The organism is Martinezella multihospitum (genome assembly GCF_900094585.1).
In the GTDB taxonomy this organism is placed as follows: domain Bacteria; phylum Pseudomonadota; class Alphaproteobacteria; order Rhizobiales; family Rhizobiaceae; genus Rhizobium; species Rhizobium multihospitium.
The window spans coordinates 759,823-776,421 of sequence record NZ_FMAG01000001.1 but is presented as its reverse complement, the minus strand read 5'-3'; the positions used below and the strand labels follow the sequence as shown (position 1 = coordinate 776,421).

General features: G+C 59.4%; 14 protein-coding genes. 11 read left to right on the top strand and 3 right to left on the bottom strand.

Features of this window, described 5'->3' with window-relative positions:
- Positions 1–49 precede the first annotated feature (49 nt).
- From GA0061103_RS03495 to GA0061103_RS03485, 3 genes are all read left to right on the top strand, one after another.
- Positions 50–577: a winged helix DNA-binding protein gene (locus tag GA0061103_RS03495; RefSeq protein WP_092707114.1), complete on the top strand. Its 528-nt coding sequence runs from the start codon at positions 50–52 to the stop codon at positions 575–577.
- 303 nt (positions 578–880) lie between these two features.
- Positions 881–1,711 carry an MBL fold metallo-hydrolase gene (locus tag GA0061103_RS03490; protein WP_092707112.1) on the top strand — a complete coding sequence of 277 codons (831 nt, stop codon included), beginning with the start codon at positions 881–883 and terminating at the stop codon, positions 1,709–1,711.
- 80 nt (positions 1,712–1,791) lie between these two features.
- A complete protein-coding gene (locus GA0061103_RS03485) occupies positions 1,792–2,229 on the top strand; it encodes a VOC family protein (RefSeq protein WP_092707110.1) in 438 nt (145 codons plus the stop codon).
- A 14-nt stretch (positions 2,230–2,243) separates the two neighbouring features.
- On the opposite strand, the gene GA0061103_RS03480 is transcribed toward GA0061103_RS03485, so the two are convergent.
- Positions 2,244–2,990, bottom strand: coding sequence for a polysaccharide deacetylase family protein (locus GA0061103_RS03480; RefSeq protein WP_092707108.1), 747 nt, complete (start codon positions 2,988–2,990; stop codon positions 2,244–2,246).
- Positions 2,980–4,077: a glycosyltransferase family 4 protein gene (locus GA0061103_RS03475; RefSeq protein WP_092707106.1), complete on the bottom strand. Its 1,098-nt coding sequence runs from the start codon at positions 4,075–4,077 to the stop codon at positions 2,980–2,982. Before GA0061103_RS03475 ends, GA0061103_RS03480 begins: the two co-directional genes overlap by 11 nt.
- A gap of 200 nt (positions 4,078–4,277) precedes the next feature.
- Between GA0061103_RS03475 and GA0061103_RS03470 the strand changes: the two genes are divergently transcribed.
- Positions 4,278–6,002 (top strand): adenylate/guanylate cyclase domain-containing protein, encoded by a 1,725-nt coding sequence (locus GA0061103_RS03470; RefSeq protein ID WP_092707104.1) that lies wholly within the window; start codon positions 4,278–4,280, stop codon positions 6,000–6,002.
- A 69-nt stretch (positions 6,003–6,071) separates the two neighbouring features.
- Positions 6,072–6,950 (top strand): FkbM family methyltransferase, encoded by an 879-nt coding sequence (locus GA0061103_RS03465; RefSeq protein WP_092707102.1) that lies wholly within the window; start codon positions 6,072–6,074, stop codon positions 6,948–6,950.
- A 2-nt stretch (positions 6,951–6,952) separates the two neighbouring features.
- Here GA0061103_RS03465 and GA0061103_RS03460 read toward each other — a convergent pair whose 3' ends face one another.
- A complete protein-coding gene (locus tag GA0061103_RS03460) occupies positions 6,953–7,432 on the bottom strand; it encodes a class I SAM-dependent methyltransferase (protein ID WP_092707100.1) in 480 nt (159 codons plus the stop codon).
- A gap of 143 nt (positions 7,433–7,575) precedes the next feature.
- On the opposite strand from GA0061103_RS03460, the gene GA0061103_RS03455 reads away from it, so the two are divergent.
- From GA0061103_RS03455 to GA0061103_RS03430, 6 genes are all read left to right on the top strand, one after another.
- Positions 7,576–8,751 (top strand): DUF3095 domain-containing protein, encoded by a 1,176-nt coding sequence (locus GA0061103_RS03455; RefSeq protein WP_092708587.1) that lies wholly within the window; start codon positions 7,576–7,578, stop codon positions 8,749–8,751.
- Positions 8,752–9,112: 361 nt separating this feature from the next.
- A complete protein-coding gene (locus GA0061103_RS03450) occupies positions 9,113–10,450 on the top strand; it encodes an adenylate/guanylate cyclase domain-containing protein (protein ID WP_092707098.1) in 1,338 nt (445 codons plus the stop codon).
- Positions 10,451–10,610: 160 nt separating this feature from the next.
- Positions 10,611–12,518: an ABC transporter ATP-binding protein gene (locus GA0061103_RS03445; RefSeq protein WP_092707096.1), complete on the top strand. Its 1,908-nt coding sequence runs from the start codon at positions 10,611–10,613 to the stop codon at positions 12,516–12,518.
- Positions 12,515–14,431 (top strand): ABC transporter substrate-binding protein, encoded by a 1,917-nt coding sequence (locus GA0061103_RS03440; protein WP_092707094.1) that lies wholly within the window; start codon positions 12,515–12,517, stop codon positions 14,429–14,431. Before GA0061103_RS03445 ends, GA0061103_RS03440 begins: the two co-directional genes overlap by 4 nt.
- The gene (locus tag GA0061103_RS03435) at positions 14,424–15,422 is read left to right on the top strand and encodes an ABC transporter permease (protein WP_092707092.1); all 999 of its coding nucleotides are present in this window, start codon (positions 14,424–14,426) and stop codon (positions 15,420–15,422) included. The genes GA0061103_RS03440 and GA0061103_RS03435 overlap by 8 nt, the downstream gene beginning before the upstream one ends.
- Positions 15,419–16,594, top strand: a complete 1,176-nt coding sequence (locus tag GA0061103_RS03430; protein WP_092707090.1) for an ABC transporter permease — start codon at positions 15,419–15,421, stop codon at positions 16,592–16,594. Before GA0061103_RS03435 ends, GA0061103_RS03430 begins: the two co-directional genes overlap by 4 nt.
- Positions 16,595–16,599 lie beyond the last annotated feature (5 nt).

Here is a 16,599-nt window from a genome sequence, read left to right as displayed (position 1 = left end):
GGCTTCTTCAATCCGCAGGTAGTTTGATCCGGTTCGAAGGAGTTTTCAGGTGACGTCCGAGGAAAAGAGCAAACGGCGTGAATTGATCGTATCGTCAGCCCATCTGGCGGGTGGCAGCTCACCTGCTTTGTCGGAGCTGGAATACGGGTCGATCCTCTTTTCCCATGCCTTCAATCGCTGGCTGGTGCGCTGCATGGCCGCGGCCGGCGTGCCCGGCCTTTCGCCGATCGAAATCCTGATCATTCACTCGGTGCGGCATCGCGACCGGCCGAAGACGCTTGCCGATCTCTGCCTCGTGCTCGATATCGAAGATACGCATGTCGCCAACTATGCTATCAAGAAGCTTGAGGCGGCAGGCCTCGTCAAAAGCGGCAAGGCGGGCAAGGAAAAGACCATCCGGGTGACCGACAAGGGCCTGGACGCGCTGAAGCGCTATACCGAAATTCGCGAGCGGCTGCTTGTCGAGGCCACGAAAGTATCCGGCCTCTCGCAGGATGGCCTCTCCGACATTGCCTCGCATCTCAGGGCGTTGTCCGGCTATTACGAACAAGCCGCACGGTCGGCCGCTACGCTGTAAGATAAAAGGGCGTGCAAGTGTCTCCCAAATCTTCCTGACCCCTCCCAAGTTCGCTTTTCATTGCGAACTAATATAACTTGGGTTGCCGGCGTCACACGCAAAATCCCGCCTCTTATCTATTCCGCCATTTCATACCTATATTAGGTCTGTGCGATCCGTTGGCGGCAATCCGCCCAACGATCTGTGTCGGTCGACCGATGAGATCCAGTTTTTACCACTGCACGACTTTTAGAAATTGCTGGCTTCGCACGATAGCAAAAGTGTGCTTTTTTTGACCGAAAGGGGAATGGTGTAAAAACTTCCATGAACAACGATAGTTTTGAGCTGAAATTTTGGGGCGTGCGGGGGAGCATTCCTGTATCGGGACCGGAATTTGAGCGGTACGGCGGTAATACGTCGTGCATTGAGTTACGGCATGATGGCAGGCATATCTTATTCGACGCCGGGACCGGTTTGCGCGAAGCGGCCGCCTCCCTTGCCAAGGAAGGGGTCCGCAACATCGATCTCTTCTTCACCCATTCGCACTACGACCACATCATCGGTCTGCCTTTCTTCAACGCGATCTATGATCCGCGCGTCAGCGTCGATCTCTGGTCGGGCCATCTGGCGGGAAAGACGACGACGCGACAGCTGATCGGCCAGTTCATGCGGCCACCATGGTTCCCCGTCGAACCCGATATCTGTCGCGCGGCGATGAATTTCCGTGATTTCGCCGCCGGCGATACGTTGAAGCCGCATCCGGGCATCGTTATCCATACGACGAGGCTGAACCATCCCGGCGGCTGCATTGGTTATCGCATCGAATGGGCGGGCCGGGTGATCGCCATGGTCTATGATACCGAGCATGTGGCCGGGCGGCTGGATGAGGCCGCGCTCGAGCTGATGGCCGATGCAGACCTTGCCATCTACGATGCGACCTATCTCGAAGCGGAGATGCCGAAATATTTGGGCTTCGGCCATTCCACATGGCAGGAGGGCATCAAGCTCGCCAAGAAGGCCGGCGCCAAGCGGCTTGCCATGTTCCATCACGCGCCCGGCCGCACGGACCGCGAGCTGGATGACATGCAGCGTGATGCGCAGAAGAGTTTCCCCGAAGCGTTCTTCGCCTTTGACGGGCAGTCGCTGCAGCTCTGAGGCGGCGTTTGGCCACAGGCATCCGTTGTTAGGCAAGGCGACAGCTTGTAGACTGGAACGACACGCTGGAGGTTGCAAACATGGCCGTCAAACGGATGGACAATGTCGGAATCGTCGTCGAAGACCTCGCAGGGGCGATTGATTTCTTTCGCGAACTTGGCCTTGAGCTCGAAGGTCAGGCCACGATCGAAGGAGAGTGGGCCGGGCGTATCACCGGGCTGGGCGATCAGCGCGTAGAGATTGCCATGATGCGCACGCCGGACGGCCACAGCCGGCTCGAGCTCTCCCGGTTCCTCGAGCCGGCTATCGTCGCGGATCACCGGAATGCACCGGTCAACGCTTTGGGCTATCTCCGCGTCATGTTTGCCGTGGACGACATCGACCAGACGCTCGAAAGGCTCCGCATGCGCGGCGCGCAGCTCGTCGGCGAGGTCGTCCAGTATGGCAACGCATATCGGCTCTGCTACATCCGTGGGCCTGAAGGGCTTCTCATCGGACTCGCCCAGGAACTCGGCTGAGCGTAATACGACCACTAAAGTACGAAATGGCCGACCGGCCGCCATTCGATGGCGGCATGGCCGGCCGTCTCCTCGAACAGCGTCTCGACGAAATCCCAGGCGAGATCGTCGTGGGCGAGGTGGTGCGTCATTACCCCGATCGGTTCGTCGTGACCGTCGAAACGGATCCGGAGTTCTTCCACGAGACGTCCGATCACTTCGGCATGCGGTAAACCGCCACGTACGCCGTGCCATCTCATGATGTCGATATGCGTGTTGATCAAGCCGATGGGGGTCTGTTTTGCCAATCCGAACACCGAGACGGCGCGATAGCCGAAGGGGGCGAGATGCGGCAGCAGCGCATCATCGATCCGGTTCCACGGCGGTACCAGCAGCGGGACGAACTGCTGCGGGTAAAGGGTCTTCAGCTTATCGAAGCCGCGGTGCAATTCGTCTAGCACGATCGATTGCGGCCGATGCAGACCGAGTTCCTGCTTCTTGGTCTCGTCAGGAGCATAGTTTTGATGCGTCCAGCCATGCACCGTGGCGGTGACGCGGCTTTCCCGCGTCAGACGTTCGGCGAGTGCCTCGCCCGTTGGTCCCGGAATGATCGCAAGAGCCATCGGCACGTCGAAACGATTGGCAAGCGATAGAAGTCGGTCGAGAGCTGGGGTCGGCTCGATGGCGTCGTCGTCGCGGAACCAGAGTTTTACCTTCCGTCCCGCTTCGCTCCATCGCCGCAGCTCGTCGCGCAGGGGCTGCCAATCGGCTCTATCGCTCATAATAGGTGTCTCCCAAATGGTTTCGAAGAATGGTTTCCAACTGCGTCGACGCGGCGGTCAATGAACGCTCCTGATGCACGAAGTCATAGGCTGCGTCTGCCATGGTCTGCCGCAGGTTCTGATCGTTCAAAAGCCGAGCGATGGCGCCGGCATAGGCCTCGATATCGCCGTCTGGCGTTAGAAGTCCTGTCTTGTCCGCCATCACCACTTCCGGCACGCCGGCCGTTGCCTGCGCGATGACGGGCAGGCCCGCCGCCTGCGCCTCCAGATAGGCGAGGCCATAAGCTTCGTTGCAGCCGGGCCAGACGTAAAGGCCGGCGGTCGCCAGCTCTTGCGCGATCTCTGCGGTGGAACGCTCTCCGCGCCAGATGATGCGGCTTTCGCCAAATGTAGAAAACAACGACCTTGCCTCGGCCCGCATTGGCCCGTCGCCGATGATAGTGAGGGTCCAATCCTGATCGCGGATAAGATCGAGCGCGCTCGCCAGCATGACGTAGCTGTCAAACTTGTCGCCCTTCCGCAGCATCGCCACGGCAATCAGCCGTCGCGGATCGGGGGAGGAGCGGGCAAAGGGTGCGGTATCGATGAAGGGCAAAAAGCGCTCGTAGCGGCCATTGGGGATTGCATCGAGCAGACCGATCCGGTCCCGCTCGGTAAAGCACAGATTGACGGTGGCAAGCCTTACCGCATCGGCAATAAGACGCTGGTTCTCGCTCCAGCCGGTCTCGTCATGACGGCGGGAGTAGGAAGCCTCGGCCGTCACATAGGGAATGCCCAGCCTCCTGGTGACGGATGGACCGATGAGATCTGGTGTCTTGTAATAGGGATGATAGGTGAACCACAGATCGGGTGCCGTCTCACTCCGCCAGCGCTCGATCAGACGACCTGTTTCGGCCTGCGCCTGCCGGGCGACCTCCATGCGTGGGTCGGCTTCCGGAGTGGGCGTGAAACTGCGCAGTTCGGACGCGACTTCGACTTGATGTCCGGCCATCTTCAATACCGCTATGATCTGGCGCGCCATCAGTCGGTCGCCGGATGGGACCGGATGGGCGGGAGACTTCAAGGGGGCGTAAAAAGCGATCTTCATGATGTCGTCGCACAGTTGACGATTAAGTGATAACAGGAACCCGAATTGTGAGAGGATTGCCCGAATTCCGACCGGTTGCGTGACAATAAGGTCCCTGCTTCAAAAAGCCGCATCCTCGACAGCGTGCGGCGTTGCGGCTAGATGAATAGGCGATAGCCGTTTTCCTATCTGTTGTGAACGGGCAATATACATTGGGTTTGATGACCATCGAGGCAAGAAAGCCAATCATTACCGATCGCCTCGTGCGAAAGCTCCGTCTCGGATCCGGTTTGATCGTTTTTGCCTTCGTGATCATGCATCTGGCCAATCATTCCCTCGGGCTGATCTCGCTCGGCATGGCCGAACATGCTCAACGTTGGTTCATGGCCGTGTGGCGCAATCCGGTCGGAACCGTGCTTCTCTATGGCGCGCTGATTCTCCATATCCTGCTGGTGCTGCGGATGCTTTACAGGCGCAGAACGCTCGTCATGCCCGCCGGCGAAGCTTTTCAGATCGTAACCGGTCTATTGGTACCTCTGCTGCTGATCGACCACATCATTGCGACGCGTATCGTCCATGAGGTCTACGGCTATCACGATACCTACAAGGCGATCGTGCGCAGCCTGTGGGTTACGTCGCCATTCAATGGCGTGCGCCAGTCGCTCGTCCTTTTGATCGTTTGGCTTCATGGATGTATCGGCGTTCATTTCTGGCTGCGCTACCGCCCCTGGTACACGGCGATCGCGCCCGTCATTCTGTCGCTTGCCATCGTTTTGCCGGTTCTCGCTTTGCTCGGCTTTGCCGCAATGGGCAAGACTGTGGCCCATGAGGTCGCCCAGGAGGATGAGCGCGGCTATCCCGGCGGCTACTACAGCGACATGCGGAGCTTCGGCGAGTCCGGTTCGGCGCCGGGCAGTAAAATGGCGGTAGCCCTATGGCCGTATCGCGCCGGCTTCTATGGGGCCTTCAGCCTGTCGATCGCCGCTCTTTTCGCCTTCCGGGCGCATCGCAGACTAAGAGAACGGCAATATCAGGTCGCTATCCGTTACGCCGGCGGTGAAGTGGTGCACGCACCACGCGGTTTCAGCGTACTCGAGGCAAGCCGTCTCGGCGGCATCCCGCACTACTCGGTCTGTGGCGGCAAGGGGCAATGCTCCACCTGCCGAGTGCAGATTATCGAGGGGGCGGAAAACCTGCCACCGCCTGAGCCATTGGAGCAGAAGACCTTGAACCGTATCGGCGCCACGCCGGATGTCAGGCTCGCCTGCCAGTTGCGTCCGACCGGCAATGTCAGCGTTGTGCCGCTGCTGACGCCGATGGCCGAGGCGACCATTCCGGTCTATACCCAAGCTGCAAGTCCTGGCCGCGAGCGGGAGATCGTCGTCTTCTTCTGCGACCTGCGCCATTTCACGTCGCTGACGGAATCGCGGCTGCCCTTCGACATCGTTTTCCTGCTCAATCGCTATTTCGCCATCGTCGGCCGCATCATCGAGGAAAATGGTGGCCGGATGGACAAGTTCATCGGCGATGGCGCTATGGCCCTCTTCGGCCTTCGCACGACCCCGAAAGAGGCCAATCGTCAGGCATTGAAGGCGGCCGCCGCGATCATCCGCGAGATCGATAAGCTCAGCGACGAACTGGCCGACGAGCTGACGGCGCCGCTTGAGATCGCCATCGGCATCCATACCGGCCTCGCTGTGGTGGGCTCGATGGGGTATGGCACCGTCAAGAACGTGACGGCGATCGGCGATACCGTCAATGTCGCCAGCCGCCTTGAAAGCGTCGCCAAGGAGTTCAACACCGCGCTCGTCTTTTCAGAACCGGTGGCACAGCTTTCGGAAGCAGATATTGCCGGCACCGAAAGCCGTGAGATCGCCGTCAGAGGTCGGGGCGAGCCCTTGCGGGTCTACATCGTCTCGAAGGAAGCAAGCGGCCACTTTGCCTGATTTTCCGATACCGGAGGCGGCGATCTTCTCCGTTTGCAGTGGAATGGCGCTGGTGTAGGGATTGCGCTCATGTTCGACCGGAAGATCCTCACAAGAAAATACTGGAAGCGAGCCTTTCGCCGCAAGCGCGATGCGATCGCTACGCGTCTCTTCGACACCAGGCTTGGCCGCGACATCCTTGTTAGTGCGCTCGGTCCTCGCGTGAAGACCATGACGGTCGATTGCGGCGATCACGTCCTCAGTTTCTCGCCGGCCGACTACATCGGCCGCAAGGTTTTTCGCAAAGGGCATTTCGAGCGCGATCATGTCGACCGCCTGCTAAGCGTATTGCGCGAGCGCGGCCCGCTGCGCAAGGGATCGGCGCTCCTGGAACTCGGCGGCAATATCGGAACGCAGACCTGCTATTTTGCCCTCAGCGGCGCCTATGACCATATCGTCAGCGTCGAGCCGGATCCGCGCAATTTTCGCCTGCTGGCGGCCAATATCGCCGACAACGGCCTGCAGGAGATGGTGACGACAGTCAATTGCGCCGCTGGCGATCGCGAGGGGCAGCTCGATTTCTACCTCAACCACAAGAATCACGGCAAAAGCAGCGCATTGCGGCAGGGTTCGACCGACGAGAAGATCTCGGTGCCTGTCCGGCCGATCGGCGATATTCTCCTGCAGGCGGGCGTCGATCCCGCCGATATCGGGCTGATCTGGATGGACATCGAGGGCTATGAGCCGGTTGCCTGCCGTTCGATGAGCGCGCTGATGGCCCGCAAGGTGCCGCTCTACATGGAATTCACGCCGGCCTTCTACGGCAAGGATCAGACCAAAGACTTCATCGCCGAACTCGCCAGACACTACAGCGAATGTCTCGCCTTCTTCGAAGGCGGCGAGCAGGTCATGAAGGTGCCCGAACTGCCCGTCGAGGGCGAACAGTTCGACGTTCTGTTTCTGCGCTGAGCCTATTTGCGCCGATAGATGAAATAGCGACCGTCCTTGACGGTCGAGGGCAGGGGCAGCGCCTCGAGATCTGGATGATCGAGGGGAAGACCGCTGACCGCAAGCCCGCCCGATGCCAGCACGCCAGCCATGATCTCGGGCAGCCAGGTCAATGTTATCGCATCCTTGTCTTCGTAGCCGGTGCCGATGTCGGCATGGGCGAGTGAGGCATTGGCGCCGATGAAGGTTTTCGCCGTGTCCCCGATCTCGCCGAGAACGAGATTGTCGGCCGACGGCATCGAAGGACCGTAGGCATTGATTGTCCGGTCGAAGGCAATAATGCGGCGATCGGGAAAAAGTTCGCGCAGGTGATCGAAGGTGCGGCCATTGCCGAGACCGAGCTCCAGCACCGGGCCATCCAGCGTTCTCACCTCGTCGGCAACGGCATTGAGGATGTCGCGCTGCGCACTGAGGCGGCGAATGAAACTATCCAGGCGGCTCATCGTATTTGAAGTATCCTTGGCGTCTTGTGCCTCTCCCGCAGTGGGCGTAGCACGGCGGGTATCGCTGCGTCGACCGCCTGCTGGCTTTTCGATGCATTTGCTGTAGGGATAGATTGTCGCGGCGCTCAATGAAGGGGGACATCATGGCCGAGCCATCCAATGATGATTTCTTCCATAAGCTTGCGGGTTTCACGCGTTTCGAAGGTGTGACCGACAGCGCCCATTACCAGCCCCTCCCGGACGACTGGCTGATTGCGGTCGCCGATATCGTCAGCTCGACGAAGGCGATTGCCGCTGGACATTACAAATCGGTCAATATGGCAGGTGCCAGCGTGATTTCCGCTGTGCTTAACGCTTTGGACCGAGGCGACTATCCCTTCGCCTTCGGCGGGGATGGTGCATTGGTCGCCGTCCCGCCTTCCGGCGCGGAACGGGCGCGGCAGGCGCTTGCGGCGGTGCGCAGCTGGGTGATGGAGGAGTTGCAGCTCGATCTGCGTACGGCTTTGGTGCCGATGGACGCCATTCGCGGCGAGGGGTTCGACGTGCGGGTCGCCCGCTTCAGTCCGAGCGATTATGTTTCCTATGCCATGTTTTCCGGCGGTGGCACGAGTTGGGCGGAGCGGCAGATGAAGGCGGGCCGTTTCATCGTCGAGGCGATGCCGGCCAAGGCGGAACCCGATCTGACGGGCCTTTCCTGCCGCTGGAATCCAATCAAGGCGCAGAATGGCGAGATCGTCTCGATTATCGCCATTCCCGGCGATGCTGGAGGCGGTCCGAAATTTCAGCAACTGGTTGCCGATATCATTGCCATATCTGCGGAGCAGAGCCGCGACAGCCATCCCGTCCCGGTCGAAGGTCCGACGCCGGCATTGAGCTTCGGCGGTGCCGATATCGAAGCGCGAGCGTTGGCCGCCCCGGCCAATCGCTGGTGGCGCAAGCTTGTCATCGATGCCCAGATCGTCCTTGTCTGGGTTCTCGACAAGTTCGGGGTGAGGACGGCAACCTTCGATGCCAAGATCTACCGGCGTGATCTCGCGGCGAATTCCGATTTTCGCAAGTTCGACGATGGCCTGAAAATGACGATCGATGTTGACGCCGCGCATCTTGAGCGCATCGAGGCGCGCTTGCGCCAGGCCGAGGCGGAGGGTGTCTGCCGTTTTGGTCTGCATCGCCAGGATAGCGCGTTGATGACTTGTTTCGTGCCGACCCCGCTCATGCGCGACCACATGCATTTCATCGACGGGGCGAGCGGAGGTTATGCGATGGCGGCCATGGCGCTGCGGGAAAAGAGGCCGCCCGAGCTTGCCGCGGGCGAGTGATCTTCGATTGCCATACGCGGCTGGCCATCGGTTTCAGTTGTGATTTTTATCGACCTATTTCGGTTTAGCCCATTGTTTCAGCTGAATATGCGCCTTATCTGAAAGAGAACAAAACGAGAGTCTCCGATTGCGACGGCTGTCGTTTTGCTGCATTTCTGGTGCGGGGGCGTGAGAGATGCAGTCGATTTTTCCGGTGCCCGCGCGATCCAGGGGTAGCAAGGGAACGCGTTGGTGCCGTTGAATGATTGTTTCATCCAGCCTTGAACGATAGGCCGGAAATTCCGGAAGTGGGCATCGGCGAAGAAGCCGGCGCTCCATGGCCGGCGAGACATCGGGCATTGCAAGATAGGCCGCGGGGACAATGACTATTCACTCGAGTGTTTCTGATCTTCTTCTCGATAAAGTAGCGGAATGGCTGACACAGGCGGCGCTGACGGGCGAAAACCTCGAGACAATCGTTCGCGGCTTCTGCGAACGCATGGCTGCGACGGGGATGCCGCTCAACCGCGTGCATTTGACCTTTTCCATGCTTCACCCGCTCTATGACGCGCTCGGCTTTACCTGGCGGCGCGCCGGCGGTCTGATGATCGAGGGCTACCGGCATGGAAACGAGAAGCCGGAACGCTTCGTACAGAGCCCCTACTATTACCTCCTGTCCAACAATCTTCAGCACCTGCGTCGCCGGATCGACGTCGACGGTGCCGTCGAATTTCCGATCTTCGAGGATCTGCGCAAGGAGAAGGTCACCGACTACATGGCCTTCGTGCAGACTTTCGGCGCGGGCTCGGTGCAGGGCATGATGGGCTCCTGGTCGACCGACAGCATCGGCGGTTTCAGCGAAGAGATGATCGGCGCGTTGATGCGCATGCAGAACCATCTGGCGATGGCCGCCAAAATGGCGGTCCTCGGCAAGCTCGCCAACAATATGTTGACCACCTATCTCGGCGGCGATGCCGGAAAGCGCGTGCTGAACGGCCAGATCCGCCGCGGCGACGGCGAGACGATCCGCGCGGCGCTCGTCATGGGCGACATGCGGCAATCCACGGTCTATGCCGAAAAGGAAGGGCGCCAGGCCTATATCGATACGCTGAACGAGTTCTTCGATGCGATCGCAGCGCCGTTCAATCGCAATGGCGGCGAAATCCTGAGCTTCCTTGGCGACGGATTTCTTGCCGTCTACCCATGTGGGCGGCACAAGGACCCGTCAAAGGTGGCTTGCGAGGCCGCACTTTCGGCCGTTTTCGAGGCGCAGCGCCGTGTCACGGCACTCAACAGCGATCGCCAGTCGCGCAATTTGAGCGAAGTGCGCTATGGGATCGGCCTGCATGTCGGCAACGTCATGTTCGGCAATGTCGGCTTGAGGGACCGGTTGACGTTTTCCGCCTTCGGCGCGGCAGTCAACGAGGTCGAGCGGCTACAGTCGCTGACCAAGAAATATGCGACCGAAGTCGTCGCGAGCCAGGCTTTCTCCAGCTACACCGATTGCGAATGGGGAAAACTGGGAGAAGAGAAGCTGCGCGGCGTGCGCCAGCGCTTTACCGTTGTCGCCCCGAAAGCCGGGACACCAGCCAATGGTGCGCTCGAGATCTTTCAGGAAACGGCACCGGACAGCCTCTCCGAGGCCGAGCAGGTCATTCTCTTGCACAGGGATGCCAAGAAGTTCGAGAACCGTCTTCAAGTTGAAAACCTGACTCCGTAACCCCAGATACGCCCCGCTTCAGCATAAGCCGATATATCACTGGAAAGACGACAGTTTTTTTACAGTTGCGGCATTGCTTTGACCAGCTAGACACCCGTTATGGCCTACGTTAGTGTGCCGTATAAGGCCACAAAGGTCATGTGAGCGGGAAGTAATATGTATGGCGTCAGGGACTGATCTACTGCGTATTGAGAACCTCGACGTCTCATTCTCCCTTTACGGGGATAGTCTGCGCGTCGTAAAGAATGCCGGCTTGAGAGTGCTTCCGGGCAAGGTTACGGCGCTGGTCGGCGAATCCGGCTCCGGCAAGTCGATCATCAGCCAATCGATCATGGGCATCCTCCCAACGGCGGCGAAGGCGACCGGCCGGATTCTGTTTACCGATCCGCTCAACGGTCAGACGACCGATATTCTTCAGCTGCCGCGCGACGGCGTCGCGATCCGCGGGCTGCGTGGCGCGCGCATGGCAAAGATCTTCCAGGAGCCGATGACCTCGTTGTCGCCGCTGCATACTGTCGGCAACCAGATCAGTGAAGCGCTTCGCATTCACAGTGCAGGCACCAGCAGAGCCGAGCAGCGCGAAAAGACGGAAGAGATGCTGAACCTCGTCGGGTTTCAGGATCCGGTTCGCACTTTCGACATGTATCCCTTCGAGCTTTCCGGAGGCATGCGCCAGCGCGCGATGATCGCCATGGCGCTGATCTGCAATCCGGCGCTGCTGATCGCCGATGAGCCGACGACGGCATTGGATGTCACCATCCAGGCGCAGATCCTCGGCCTGCTGCGCAATCTCCAGCAGACGTTCAACATGGCTATGCTGTTGATCACTCATGATCTCGGCGTCGTTGCGAACATGGCCGACGAGGTCGTGGTCATCTATCACGGCGAGATCATGGAAGCAGGTCCGGTCGACACGATCTTTCGCCAGCCGCAGCATCGCTATCTGAAGGCGCTGATGTCGGCGGTTCCGCATTTCGACATGAAGCCGGGAGAGCGATTGAAGTCCCTGCGGGATGTCCCGGTCAATCTCGGCACTTTCTCCGGCAAGAAGAAGCTTATCGGCAACGGTGTGCCGGCTGCGGGCACGGCGCCCGATGTCCTGCTCAGCGTGCGCAATCTGACCAAGACCTACACCTCGAAGGCCGGCGGGCTGTTTGGGCGACGGGAGGGCACGAAGTTCCGTGCGGTCGATGATGTCAGTTTCGATATTCGCCGCGGCGAATGTCTCGGCCTGGTCGGGGAAAGCGGTTGCGGCAAGACGACGGTAAGCAAGATCCTGATGCGGGGTGTCACCGCTGACAGCGGTTCCGTGAGCTTCGATGACGGCAGCGGCAAGATCGATGTGCTAGCCGTCAAGGGCGACGAATTGATGGACCTGCGCACGAAGATCCAAATGGTTTTCCAGGACCCGGTCTCTTCGCTTTCTCCGCGCATGACCATCCGTAACATCCTGAGCGAACCCCTGGAAATCCACGGGCGTGGCGACAGCGACGAGCGCAAGGAGAAGGTCAAGGCGCTGATGCAGGCGATCGGGCTCGACAAGCACTATTTGAGTCGCTATCCGCATAGCTTCTCCGGCGGCCAGCGCCAGCGCATCGGAATTGCACGCGCTTTGGCGCTAGGCCCGAAGCTTCTGATCCTCGACGAGCCCGTCTCGGCGCTCGACGTGTCCGTCCAGGCGCAAATCCTGAATCTCCTCAAGGATCTGCAGAAAGAACTCGGCCTGACCTATCTGTTCATTTCGCACAATCTCGCCGTGGTCGACTATATGGCCGATCGGATTGCCGTGATGGCGCGTGGACGCATCGTCGAAATCGCGCCGCGCGAGATCATCCTGCGCGATCCAGTTCATCCCTACACACGCTCGCTGCTTGCGGCGGTGCCATTCCCCGATCTGGACCGTCCGCTGAATTTTTCTGCCCTGAGCAGCGAAGGCGCGGCGGCCAAGCAGAAGTGGGGGCCGCAATTCTCCGAGGGAGCGGACGGAGATCTGGCCTATGCCGATTTGGGTGGGGGGCATTTCGTGCGCGCCCGCCGGGGTCTCGGTGTCCAGGAGCTGCGCAAATGATCAATCGGCGCACCTTTCTCGGCCTTTTGGCCTCTACCGTTCTGCCTCAGCCCGTTCTCGCAGCCGACGTCGACAACGAGCCGGAATATTTCGCCGATTGGCTGAGGGCCGGCCAGATGCCGCATCTTGCCAGGCGTTTGCCGAAATTCCCGCGTATCGTCAACGTCGCGGCCATGGGCCGTACGCCGGGTCAATATGGCGGCTCCGTGCGCACCATCGTCGGCAGCCAGAACGATATCCGCTTCATGACGATATATGGCTATGCCCGTCTCGTCGGCTATGATCGTACCCTGTCGTTGCAGCCTGATATTCTGGAGTCATTCACCTCCGTCAACGACATGGTCTTCACCTTCAAGCTCCGCGACGGACATAAATGGTCGGATGGACATCCTTTCACGGCCTATGATTTCCGCTATTGGTGGGAAGACGTCATCCTCAACAAGGAGCTGACACCGGGTGGTGGTGCCTTGGAGCTGCGTCCGCACGGCAACCTGCCGCGCTTCGAACTGCTCGATGAACTGACGGTGCGTTATTCCTGGGATGATCCAAATCCCGATTTCCTGCCGATTCTGGCCGCGCCGCAGCCGCTCGTCATCGCCGGGCCTGCGCATTATCTGAAACAGTTCCACAAGAAATATCAGGACAGCATTCGCCTTTCCTCACTGATAAAGGAAAACCGCGCCAAGAAATGGCAGGACCTTCATATCAAGATGGCCCGTTCCTACCGGCCGGAAAATCCTAACCTGCCGGTACTCGATCCCTGGCGCAATACGACCGCCCCGCCGGCCGAGCAATTCGTCTTCGAGCGCAATCCCTATTTCCATCGCGTTGACGAAAATGGCCGGCAGTTGCCCTATATAGACCGGATGATCCTGAACATCAGCTCTTCCGCGATCATCGCCGCCAAGACCGGTGCGGGAGAAAGCGATCTGCAGGCAAACGGCATAGATTTCAACGACTATACCTTCCTCAAGGAAGCGGAGAAGCTCCACCCGATCAAGGTCAATCTCTGGAAAGCGGCGCGCGGGTCGCGGGTTGCACTATTTCCCAATCTGAACAGCGCCGATGCCGTATGGCGGGACGTTCTGCGCGATGTGCGCGTGAGGCGCGCCCTGTCGCTGGCGATTGACCGCCATGAGGTCAACATGGCCGTCTTCTACGGCCTCGGCACCGAAAGCGCCAATACTGTCCTGCCGGACAGCCCGCTCTACAAGCCGGAATATGCGTCGGCCTGGATTGCGCACGATCCGGATCAGGCCAATGTGCTGCTGGACGCCGCCGGTCTTGCCAAGCGCGATGTAGATGGCATTCGCCTGTTGCCGGACGGGCGGCGCATGGAAATCACGGTGGAAACACCGGGCGAAAGCCCGCTGGATGCGGATGTCCTGGAACTCGTCACCGATCACTGGCGCAAGGTCGGCATTGCGCTGTTCACGCGTGTATCGCAACGCGACATTTTCCGCAGCCGCGCCATGGGTGGGCGTATTCTGATGTCCTTGTGGTACGGCCTGGATAACGGCGTGCCGACAGCGGACATGAACCCGGCAGAACTGGCGCCGACAACCGACGACCAGATGCAGTGGCCGCTCTGGGGCATGTACTATCTTTCGCGTGAGACGCAGGGTGTTGCGCCCGATGTTCCGGAGGCAGCCAACCTCGTCAAGCTGCTTCGCGAATGGGAGGCGGCGGCCTCTTCCTTCGAGCGTGCCGAGATCTGGCACGAAATGCTGTCGATCTATACGGACCAGGTTTTCTCCATCGGCCTCATCAACGCCACGCTGCAGCCGATCGTACATTCGGCACGCATGCAGAACGTACCGGAAAAGGCGCTTTACGGTTTCGATCCAACCTGTTTTCTCGGTGTCTACATGCCGGATACCTTCTGGATGAAGGAGGATCGCCGGAATGCTTAGATATATCCTTTGGCGCATCGCGGTGATGATCCCGACACTGATCGTCATTTCGATGCTGGTCTTCACGATCATCCAGCTTCCGCCCGGAGACTTCTTCGAAAGCCAGATCGCCGAGCTGCGCGCTCAGGGTGAGACGGCGAACCTTCAGGAGATCGACAATCTTCGTCACGAATATGGCCTCGATCAGCCTATGCCGCTTCAATATGTCCATTGGGTTGCCGGAATGCTGCATGGCGATTTCGGCTATTCCTTCGAATATCAGCTGCCGGTTTCGGATGTCGTCGGCGACCGCTTGTGGCTGACTATTCTCGTATCGATGACGACGATTCTCGTGACCTGGCTGATCGCCTTCCCGATCGGCATCTATTCCGCCACCCATCAATATAGCTGGGGCGATTACGGCCTGACCTTCCTTGGCCTGCTCGGCATTGCCATCCCGAATTTCATGCTGGCGCTGATCCTGATGTATTTCGCCAATGTCTGGTTCGGCGTGTCGATCGGCCATCTGATGGATCAGCAATATCTCTCGCAGCCGATGAGCTGGGAAAAGGCGCGCTCGATCCTGTCGCATCTGTGGATTCCGGTTATCATCGTCGGCACGGCAGGGACGGCGGGCATGATCCGCCGTCTTCGCGCCAATCTGCTCGACGAGATGCAGAAGCAATATGTCATCACCGCACGAGCCAAGGGGCTGCATCCCCTGAGGGCTCTGGTGAAATATCCGCTACGCATGGCGCTGAACTTCTTCGTGGCCGATATCGGCTCCATCCTGCCGTCGATCATTTCGGGCGCCGAGATCACCGCCATCGTGCTGTCGCTGGAGACGACCGGCCCGATGTTGATCCGCGCCCTGCAAAGCCAGGACATGTATCTTGCCGGTTCATTTCTGATGTTTCTCGCCTTCCTCAATGTTATCGGCGTGCTGATCTCGGATATCGCGCTCGGCTTTCTCGATCCCCGTATCCGCTTGCAAGGCAGGAGCACAAAGTGAGCGTATCCCTGCCAAAACCCGGTGCCCCCCTGGAGCATTACGTCTCGAACGCGGCTTTCGATCCGGATCAGTTCGAAGCCATGTCCGCCGGCCAGCAGCGCTATTACATGGCTTCGCAGAAGAAGCTGATGTGGTGGAAGTTCAAAAAGCACAAGCTTGCGCTCGCCTCCGGCATCTTTCTGCTGTTGGCCTATGGCATGATCCTGATTGCGGAGTTCCTGGCGCCCTACGGGCTGCACAGCCGCAATGTCGATTACATCCACTCGCCGCCGCAGATGGTCCATTTCTTCGACAAGGGCGAGTTCGTCGGGCCGTTTGTCTACGGCCGGAAAATGACGCTCGATATCGATACGCTGCGCCGAATCTATACCGAAAACCCGTCGGACGTGCAGCCGATCCGCTTTTTCTGCCGCGGCGACGCCTATCGCTTCTGGGGCTTGGTGGATTCGAACCTCCATCTGGTCTGCCCTTCCGTCGGTGGGCAAATGTATCTGCTTGGAACCGATCGTCTGGGTCGGGACGTGCTGTCGCGCATCATCTACGGCGCGCGCATATCCTTGACGATCGGGTTGATCGGCATAGCGATCAGCTTCGTGCTCGGTGTCGTTATCGGCGGTCTGGCAGGTTATCACGGCGGTCTTTTCGATCTCCTCGTTCAGCGCGTGATCGAGGTGCTGCAATCGCTGCCGAGCCTGCCATTGTGGATGGCGCTGGCGGCGATCATGCCCGTGAGCTGGAGTCCGATCATCGTCTATTTCGGCATTACCATCATTCTCGGCATTCTCGACTGGACCGGCCTTGCACGCGCCGTGCGCTCGAAGCTTCTGTCCCTGCGAGAGGAGGACTATGTGCTTGCCGCACAATTGATGGGCGCAAGTACGCGCCGTATCATTGGCCGCCATCTCGTTCCCGGCTTCATGTCCCATCTGATCGCCACGGCAACGATCTCGGTTCCGAGCATGATTCTCGGCGAAACCGCGCTCAGCTTCCTCGGATTGGGGCTTCGCCCGCCAATCACGAGCTGGGGCATTTTGCTGACCGAGGCAAGGAGCGTTAGCGTCATCGCCTTCTATCCATGGCTCCTTTTCCCTATGATCCCGGTGATTTTGGTCATTCTGGCGTTCAACTTTTTAGGAGACGGCTTGCGCGATGCCGCCGATCCCTACAAATAGCAGGA

Coding starts and splice junctions, on each gene's coding strand:
- GA0061103_RS03485 (WP_092707110.1), top strand. CDS start 1,792: ATGGCCGTCAAACGGATGGACAATGTCGGAATCGTCGTCGAAGACCTC.
- GA0061103_RS03450 (WP_092707098.1), top strand. CDS start 9,113: ATGACTATTCACTCGAGTGTTTCTGATCTTCTTCTCGATAAAGTAGCG.
- GA0061103_RS03475 (WP_092707106.1), bottom strand. CDS start 4,077: ATGAAGATCGCTTTTTACGCCCCCTTGAAGTCTCCCGCCCATCCGGTC.
- GA0061103_RS03465 (WP_092707102.1), top strand. CDS start 6,072: ATGTTCGACCGGAAGATCCTCACAAGAAAATACTGGAAGCGAGCCTTT.
- GA0061103_RS03460 (WP_092707100.1), bottom strand. CDS start 7,432: ATGAGCCGCCTGGATAGTTTCATTCGCCGCCTCAGTGCGCAGCGCGAC.
- GA0061103_RS03435 (WP_092707092.1), top strand. CDS start 14,424: ATGCTTAGATATATCCTTTGGCGCATCGCGGTGATGATCCCGACACTG.
- GA0061103_RS03440 (WP_092707094.1), top strand. CDS start 12,515: ATGATCAATCGGCGCACCTTTCTCGGCCTTTTGGCCTCTACCGTTCTG.
- GA0061103_RS03470 (WP_092707104.1), top strand. CDS start 4,278: ATGACCATCGAGGCAAGAAAGCCAATCATTACCGATCGCCTCGTGCGA.
- GA0061103_RS03490 (WP_092707112.1), top strand. CDS start 881: ATGAACAACGATAGTTTTGAGCTGAAATTTTGGGGCGTGCGGGGGAGC.
- GA0061103_RS03455 (WP_092708587.1), top strand. CDS start 7,576: ATGGCCGAGCCATCCAATGATGATTTCTTCCATAAGCTTGCGGGTTTC.
- GA0061103_RS03480 (WP_092707108.1), bottom strand. CDS start 2,990: ATGAGCGATAGAGCCGATTGGCAGCCCCTGCGCGACGAGCTGCGGCGA.
- GA0061103_RS03445 (WP_092707096.1), top strand. CDS start 10,611: ATGGCGTCAGGGACTGATCTACTGCGTATTGAGAACCTCGACGTCTCA.